Origin of the sequence: Enterobacter cloacae complex sp. ECC445, from assembly GCF_021892025.1 — a bacterium.
In the GTDB taxonomy this organism is placed as follows: domain Bacteria; phylum Pseudomonadota; class Gammaproteobacteria; order Enterobacterales; family Enterobacteriaceae; genus Enterobacter; species Enterobacter chengduensis.
This window is the reverse complement of the sequence record NZ_JAKLRZ010000045.1, coordinates 19,756-27,054: the sequence shown is the minus strand read 5'-3', so window position 1 is coordinate 27,054 and position 7,299 is coordinate 19,756. Positions and strand designations below refer to the sequence as shown.

The 7,299-nt window shown below is 55.1% G+C and carries 6 protein-coding genes and 1 tRNA gene; 6 read left to right on the top strand and 1 reads right to left on the bottom strand.

The features are described from left to right. Positions 1-1,725 (top strand): HAD-IC family P-type ATPase (locus tag L6R44_RS23720; RefSeq protein ID WP_237425591.1); only part of this gene is annotated, 1,725 nt, incomplete at its 5' end. A gap of 59 nt (positions 1,726-1,784) precedes the next feature. Further along, positions 1,785-2,681 (top strand): L,D-transpeptidase, encoded by an 897-nt coding sequence (ldtA, locus tag L6R44_RS23715; RefSeq protein WP_237425590.1) that lies wholly within the window; start codon positions 1,785-1,787, stop codon positions 2,679-2,681. A 134-nt stretch (positions 2,682-2,815) separates the two neighbouring features. Here the strand turns inward: ldtA and L6R44_RS23710 are convergent. After that, positions 2,816-2,891: transfer RNA gene (locus tag L6R44_RS23710), tRNA-Asn, on the bottom strand. 320 nt (positions 2,892-3,211) lie between these two features. Here L6R44_RS23710 and nac point away from each other — a divergent pair. From nac to L6R44_RS23690, 4 genes are all read left to right on the top strand, one after another. Further along, positions 3,212-4,129, top strand: a complete 918-nt coding sequence (gene nac / locus L6R44_RS23705) for a nitrogen assimilation transcriptional regulator NAC (RefSeq protein ID WP_045328137.1) — start codon at positions 3,212-3,214, stop codon at positions 4,127-4,129. Between the two features lie 96 nt (positions 4,130-4,225). Further along, positions 4,226-5,176, top strand: coding sequence for an HTH-type transcriptional regulator Cbl (cbl, locus tag L6R44_RS23700; protein ID WP_237425589.1), 951 nt, complete (start codon positions 4,226-4,228; stop codon positions 5,174-5,176). A gap of 472 nt (positions 5,177-5,648) precedes the next feature. Further along, entirely contained in the window at positions 5,649-6,089 is a 441-nt protein-coding gene (locus tag L6R44_RS23695; protein ID WP_045890546.1) for a Rid family hydrolase, read from the top strand. Continuing rightward, a complete protein-coding gene (locus tag L6R44_RS23690) occupies positions 6,082-7,272 on the top strand; it encodes an MFS transporter (protein ID WP_237425588.1) in 1,191 nt (396 codons plus the stop codon). Before L6R44_RS23695 ends, L6R44_RS23690 begins: the two co-directional genes overlap by 8 nt. Positions 7,273-7,299: the final 27 nt, after the last annotated feature.

Genomic DNA, 7,299 nt, shown 5'->3' with positions numbered 1-7,299 from the left:
GCAATGACGGTCATCTGCTCGGATAAAACCGGCACCCTGACCATGAACGAAATGACGGTCAAGGCGGTGATTACCGCCGATACGACCTATCGCGTGGAGGGAGAAAGCTACGAGCCGGTCGGCAATATTCACCCCGTAGACGATCCGACGCCCGTCAGCGTGACGCAGGGTTCCCTGCTGGAACGCTACCTGCGCACCATCGACCTCTGTAACGACAGCCAGCTGATCAAAGACGAGCAGGGGCTGTGGAAAATAACCGGCGGCCCGACCGAGGGCGCGCTGAAGGTGCTGGCGGCGAAAATCCCGCTTCCCGCGCTGGATACCGAAATGCGCAGTAAAATCCCGTTTGACTCGCAGTATAAATACATGTCCACGCTGTACCGTCTGGGCGAAGAAGAGGTGATTTTACTCACCGGCGCGCCGGACGTCCTGTTCCGCCTCTGCCAGTTCCAGCAGACGAATGACGGGCTGCAGCCGTTCGATCAGCCATACTGGGAAGGGAAGATTGAAGAGTATGCCCGCGAGGGGCTGCGCATGGTGGCTGCGGCCTGGAAACCCGCCCGCGAGGGACAGCGTGAGCTGGATCACCCTGACCTGCAGGATGGCGTTATTCTGCTCGGTATCGCCGGGATGATGGATCCCCCGCGTCCGGAGGCCATTACCGCGATTGCCGACTGTCTGCAGGCCGGGATCCGCGTGAAGATGATCACCGGCGACCACCCGCAAACGGCGATGAGCATTGGGCAAATGCTGGGGATTGGCAACGCCGCAAGCGCTATCACCGGACGTGAGCTGGAGGCGATGGACGATCGTCAGCTGAGCGACGCCGCGCAGCAGTACGATATTTTCGCCCGAACCAGCCCGGAGGATAAATTCCGCCTCGTGCAGGCCCTGCAAAGTAAACAGGAAGTGGTGGGGATGACCGGGGATGGCGTAAATGACGCTCCGGCGCTCAAGCGGGCGGATGTGGGGATCGCCATGGGGATTAAGGGGACTGAAGTCACCAAGGAAGCCGCGGATATGGTGTTAACGGATGACAACTTTGCCACCATTGCCAGCGCGGTGCACGAGGGGCGTCGGGTTTACGATAACCTGAAAAAGACCATCCTGTTCGTTATCCCCAGCAACATTGCCCAGGCCCTGCTGATCATCATCGCGCTGCTGGCGGGGAACCTCATCCCGCTGACGCCGGTCCTGATCCTGTGGATGAACATGGCCACCTCGGCAACGCTGTCGTTTGGCCTGGCGTTTGAAGCGGGTGAGAAGGACATCATGAACCGGCCACCGCGCAAGGCGAATCTGCATGTGATGGACGGCTATGCCATCTGGCGCGTGGTGTTTGTCGGCCTGATGATTGCCATCAGCGCCTTCGTGCTGGAAGCCTGGCTACAGCCGCGCGGCTACTCGGCGGAATTTATCCGCACCGTGCTGCTGCAAACCCTGGTGACCGCGCAGTGGTTCTACATGCTTAACTGCCGCGTGAATGACGGCTTCTCGCTGAGCAAAGGCCTGCTGGAGAATAAAGGGATTTGGATCGTGAGCGGCGTACTGCTGGCGCTACAGCTTCTTATTATTTACGCGCCGTTCATGCAGATGCTGTTTGGCACCGAAGCGCTGCCGTTCCGCTACTGGGTCATTACGTTCCTGATTGGTTTTGTGATGTTCCTGATTGTCGAGGCGGAAAAGGTGCTGACGCGCAGGTGGCGCAAAACCGAGGCGAGATAGCATACGCAGAGAAAGCCTGACGGAGATCGGGCTTTCTCTTTTTTTGAGCGCAGGAAACTATGATTCGATTTACCTGGTTCGTCCTTACGCTGTGTGCCGCTGTTCCCGGTGCATTTGCCGTAACCTATACCCTACCGCCGGAAGGCAGTCGTCTGGTGGGAACCCCGACTATCGTCACCGTTCCGCAGGGCAACACGCTGCCTCTGGAGGCTTTCGCCGCGCAGCACGGGCTGGGCCTAAGCAATATGCTGGAAGCCAACCCGGGCGTGGATCCTTTTCTGCCTCAGCCCGGCACCCGGCTGGTCATCCCCCAGCAGCTCATTTTGCCCGACACCGTCCGCGAGGGGATTGTCGTGAACGTGGCGGAAATGCGCCTCTACTATTACCCGTCAGGCGGCAATACGGTGGAAGTATTGCCCATCGGCATCGGTCAGGCCGGGCGTGAAACCCCGCGCAACTGGGTGACGGCGGTTGAGCGTAAGCAGGAGGGGCCCACCTGGTCTCCGACGCCGAATACGCGGCGCGCCTATGCGGCTGAAGGGAAAACGCTTCCGGCCTTCGTGCCCGCCGGGCCGGATAACCCGATGGGCCTGTATGCGATATATATCGGCAGGCTGTATGCCATTCACGGCACCAACTCGAATTTTGGCATCGGGCTGCGCGTGAGCCAGGGCTGTATCCGCCTGCGGAATAACGACATCAAATACCTTTTCGATAATGTTCCCATCGGAACCCGCGTTCAGCTTATCGATCGGCCCGTTAAAGTCACCACCGAACCGGACGGCAGCCGCTGGGTAGAAGTTCACGAGCCACTATCACGTAATCGAGCGGAATTTGAGTCAACCCGGAAAGTGCCTCTGCCCATTTCAGCCGCGCAGCGAACGCAGCTGATAAACGAAGGGGCGGGAGCCGAACTGGAACGGCGATCAGGGATGCCGGTGAAGCTCAGCCATTGAGTTCGTTTCGCCCGGTGGCGCTGCGCTTACCGGGCCTACAGTCCCGTAGGTCGGGTAAGGCGAAGCCGCCACCCGACAATTTTACCCTGCGCAGAAAAGCAAAAAGCCTGCTTTAAAAGCAGGCTTTTCAAATTTGGCTCCTCTGACTGGACTCGAACCAGTGACATACGGATTAACAGTCCGCCGTTCTACCGACTGAACTACAGAGGAATCGTGTGAACGGGGCGCATATTATCGACCTCCGTTCGCCTTGTCAAAGGGTGGATCGCCGCCTTTTGATCGTTTGCTGACAAAATCGGCAAAGTGATGTTTTTGCCAGCGAAATGCACCGCTTTGGTGCGGGTGTACCCCTAATGGGGCAGATCGGAAACTGCTGTTTCGGTAATAAAACCCCCGTCCATGATTAGCTTTCCTTATTTTCAGGCGCTTAGCGGCCCATTCAGACCGTATGGTAAAAGTGGCACTCATATTGCAAAACCTGTTCAACAACGACAGCCGGTTACGGCACAGCATTTCGAACAGGGGGCAAAATGAACTTAAGACGACTGAAATACTTCGTAAAAATCGTCGATATCGGCAGCCTGACTCAAGCAGCAGAAGTGCTGCATATCGCGCAGCCTGCGCTGAGCCAGCAGGTGGCTACTCTGGAAGGCGAGATGGATCAGCAGTTGCTGATACGCACCAAACGCGGCGTCACGCCAACGGAAGCAGGGAAGATCCTGTATACCCACGCCCGCACCATCCTTCGCCAGTGCGAACAGGCGCAGCTGGCGGTAAATAACGTCGGCCAGACCCTGAGCGGACACGTTTCCATCGGTCTGGCACCGGGAACGGCCGCATCGTCTATCACCATGCCGCTGCTGCAGGCCGTCCGCGCCGAGCTGCCGGAAGTGCTGGTGTACCTGCACGAAAACAGCGGTTCTGTTCTGAATGACAAACTGCTGAGCGGCCAGCTGGACATGGCGGTGCTTTACGATCGCTCGCCTGTCGCCGGGATCACCAGCCAGCCGCTGCTGAAAGAGGATCTCTACCTTGTGGGCACCCGCGACTGCCCGGGACAGAGCGTCGACCTTACCGCCGTGGCAGAGATGAACCTCTACCTGCCGCGCGACTACAGCGCCGTGCGCGTGCGCGTGGACGAGGCGTTCTCCCTGCGCCGCCTGACGGCGAAAATTATCGGCGAAATTGACTCTATCTCTACCCTTACCGCGGCCATTGCCAGCGGCATGGGCGTTACCGTTCTGCCAGAATCCGCCGCGCGCTCGCTGTGCGGTGCGGCAAACGGCTGGATGGCCCGCATCACCACGCCGTCGATGAGCCTGCCGCTGTCGCTGAACATGTCCGCACGCGGTTCGCTGTCGCCGCAGGCGCAGGCGGTAAAAGAGATTTTGATGTCGCTGGTCAGCAAGCCATCGCTTGAGAACCGTGAACTTCAGCTCGTGAGCTGATATTCCATAAAAGCATAAGATGCTGGTTTTTATTATTTGTTCTGCGGCACGGCTGACTCTAACAATAGGGCTATGTCAGATGCGCCGGAGTGAATCGTGAATTTCCAGCAACTTAAAATCATCCGTGAGGCGGCCAGGCGGGACTATAACCTGACCGAAGTCGCCAATATGCTTTATACCTCTCAGTCCGGCGTCAGCCGCCACATTCGCGAGCTGGAAGAGGAGCTCGGCATCGAGATCTTCATCCGTCGCGGCAAGCGGCTGCTCGGCATGACGGAGCCGGGTAAGGCATTGCTCACCATCGCTGAGCGGATCCTCAACGAGGCCAGCAACGTGCGTCGTCTGGCTGACCTCTTCACCAATGACGCCTCGGGCGTGCTCACCATCGCCACCACCCACACCCAGGCGCGCTACAGCCTGCCGCCGGTGATTAAAGCGTTCCGCGAACTTTTCCCTGACGTCCGTCTGGAGCTTATCCAGGGGACGCCGCAGGAAATTGAAGTGCTGCTGCAAAACGGTGGGGCGGATATCGGCATTGCCAGCGAGCGCCTGAGCAACGACCCGCTGCTGGCGGCGTTCCCCTGGTTCCGCTGGCATCACAGCCTGTTACTCCCGGTCGATCATCCGCTGAATCAGGTTTCGCCCCTGACTCTGGAAGACATTGCCAAATGGCCGCTGATTACCTACCGCCAGGGCATTACCGGACGATCGCGCATTGATGAAGCCTTCAACCGCAAAGGGCTCACGCCGGACGTAGTGCTGAGCGCGCAGGATTCTGACGTGATTAAAACCTACGTCGAGCTGGGTCTGGGCATTGGCCTGGTGGCGGAACAGTCCAGCGGAGAGCGCGAAGACGGAAACCTGGTGCGTCTTGACACGCGTCATCTGTTTGACGCCAACACCGTCTGGCTCGGCCTGAAGCGCGGACAGCTGCAGCGCAACTATGTGTGGCGCTTTATCGAACTCTGTAACGCCGGGCTGTCCGTTGATGAGATTAAACGTCAGGTGATGGAGCCGGAAGAAGTGGCGATTGATTATCAGATTTAAGCCCCTTTTAGCACCCGTCCTGGTCGACGAGAAGCAAAAGCCTGCAATTAAAGCAGGCTTTTTTATTGAAACCGTTTAATTTCCTGCCCGCGAGTTCTCAAGAATACCCTGCTGAATACCCCTAACCTGTGACGTCATAAGGTTGTCTTATATTTAAATATTTCTCATATTTTCCATGAGGTTACATATAAGAATAAATAACGAAATATGATTCTTTTAGGTGGGGGGGAATATTTGCATGCGGTAAAAACCCCCAGCTAAATAAAAGAGTCATTATTTTAATGCTTAACTCGTTTAATTACGGCTGTCTGCGGGATATTTACCGTCTTATCGATCATTTAATTTTATTAATTTGGATGTTGATTGGTTAGCTGTGCTTACAGCTTATCCAGGAAACGCTTACTTAATTACCTGCTAAATTTTGGTTAATTTTTTTGTTATTTTTTCTGGACAAATTTGATCGGGTTGTAATATGTTTGTTTCACCCAGTGATGAAAGGCATGACATTGTGGAATCAAAAAGACTTATTACTTCCGGCAGCAGCTGGGAGGAGGCTTTCGGTTTCTCGCGAGCGGTAGAAGCAGACGGTTGGCTATATATTTCGAAAACGGGACCTCTTAATTCTTGTGGTGAGATTGAATCTGATGATATCTCACGGCAAACGGAATGTGTTCTAAATAAGATCAGGGGGATACTTGAATCCAGTGGTTATGCAATAGACGACGTAATACAAAGCAGGCTTTATCTGACGGAAATTGAAGAATGGCAGCAGGTAGCGCGTATCCATGGACACTATTTCCGTGATTCCCGACCTGCATTTACGTTATTGCATGTCCTACCGTTTCCCGAGAAAAAAATGAAAGTTGCAATTGATATTGTGGCAAAAAAAAGACAGGGGGCAATTAATGAGTGATATCGCACAAGAAAATGCGGTTTCGCCGTTATTTATCTGGTTCGCCAGCATCGCGGCCGGTACGGCTATGGCAAATAACTATATTCTCCAGCCCGTATTGCCCGCTATCGCAGCATCTTTGCAGCTGCCTCTGTTTTATACCGGCTTCATCGCGGCGAGCATGCAAATAGGTTATATGCTGGGAATACTGTTTCTTGTTCCGCTTGGAGACAGCGTTAACCGTAAGAAACTGATTATTTGTCAGTTTATTCTCCTCTCACTTGCGCTCTTCGCCGCTTCACTGACCCGTCAGCCGTTGCTCCTTTTTAGCGCAGGGATGGTGACAGGCGCCATGGCGACAAGCGCAGTGCAGCTGAATGCGCTTGGATTTCACGTTACGCCAAAAGGCGCTACGGTCGGACTGATCACGATGGGCATTTCGGCAGGAATACTGCTCGCGAGGCTAGTGGGCGGCAGTCTGTCCGATGCGCTTGGCTGGCGAGGAATGCTGGCCATCGTCGCAGCCGTTATGGCCACCATGGCGCTGCTGTCCTTCAGATGCCTGCCTGACGTTAAACCCGCAAGGGAGACGGGGTATTTGAGCGTCATGGCGCAACTGCCGGGCTTACTGCGTAACGTGCGGCTTATTGAATCTGCCGTCACCGGAGGGGCATGGTTTTTCGTCTTTAGCCTGCTATGGGTGACCATTATGCTTCATCTGCAAAGGCCGCCACTCCATCTGCCTGCGGGAACTGTTGGATTATTTGGCCTGGCGGGTATCGTTGGTCTTGTACTGGCGAACTATGCGGGAAAACTGGCTGACCGTTTCGGATGTCGCAGCGTGATTTTTGGCGGAATGGTATTCGTGGTTGCGGGAATAGCCATACTGTTTCTTTTTCCTGCGTCCTTACCGGGAATTACGCTGGGTATTATATTATTCGATTTAGGGTGTTTTGCCGCGCAGGTGGCTAACCAGACCCGGGTACTCGGATTACATCCGGATAAAAGAAGCAGCCTCTATGCGCTTTATATGTTCTTTTATTATGCATTGGGCGCAGCCGGATCCGTTACCGGCCCATGGGTTTATGAAAGGTGGGACTGGCAGGGCATCTGTTTACTGAGCCTCGTCATGGTGATGATAGCGATGATAACCACCGCGATAGGGCATTTTAACGAGAATAGCGTCACCCACGTTTCGAACTAAACACTTTTAATATCATTAAATTCAACG

Bases quoted from the DNA above. Each gene is read 5' to 3' on its own strand.
- ldtA (WP_237425590.1), top strand. From the start codon at position 1,785: ATGATTCGATTTACCTGGTTCGTCCTTACGCTGTGTGCCGCTGTTCCC.
- nac (WP_045328137.1), top strand. From the start codon at position 3,212: ATGAACTTAAGACGACTGAAATACTTCGTAAAAATCGTCGATATCGGC.
- L6R44_RS23695 (WP_045890546.1), top strand. From the start codon at position 5,649: ATGTTTGTTTCACCCAGTGATGAAAGGCATGACATTGTGGAATCAAAA.
- L6R44_RS23690 (WP_237425588.1), top strand. From the start codon at position 6,082: ATGAGTGATATCGCACAAGAAAATGCGGTTTCGCCGTTATTTATCTGG.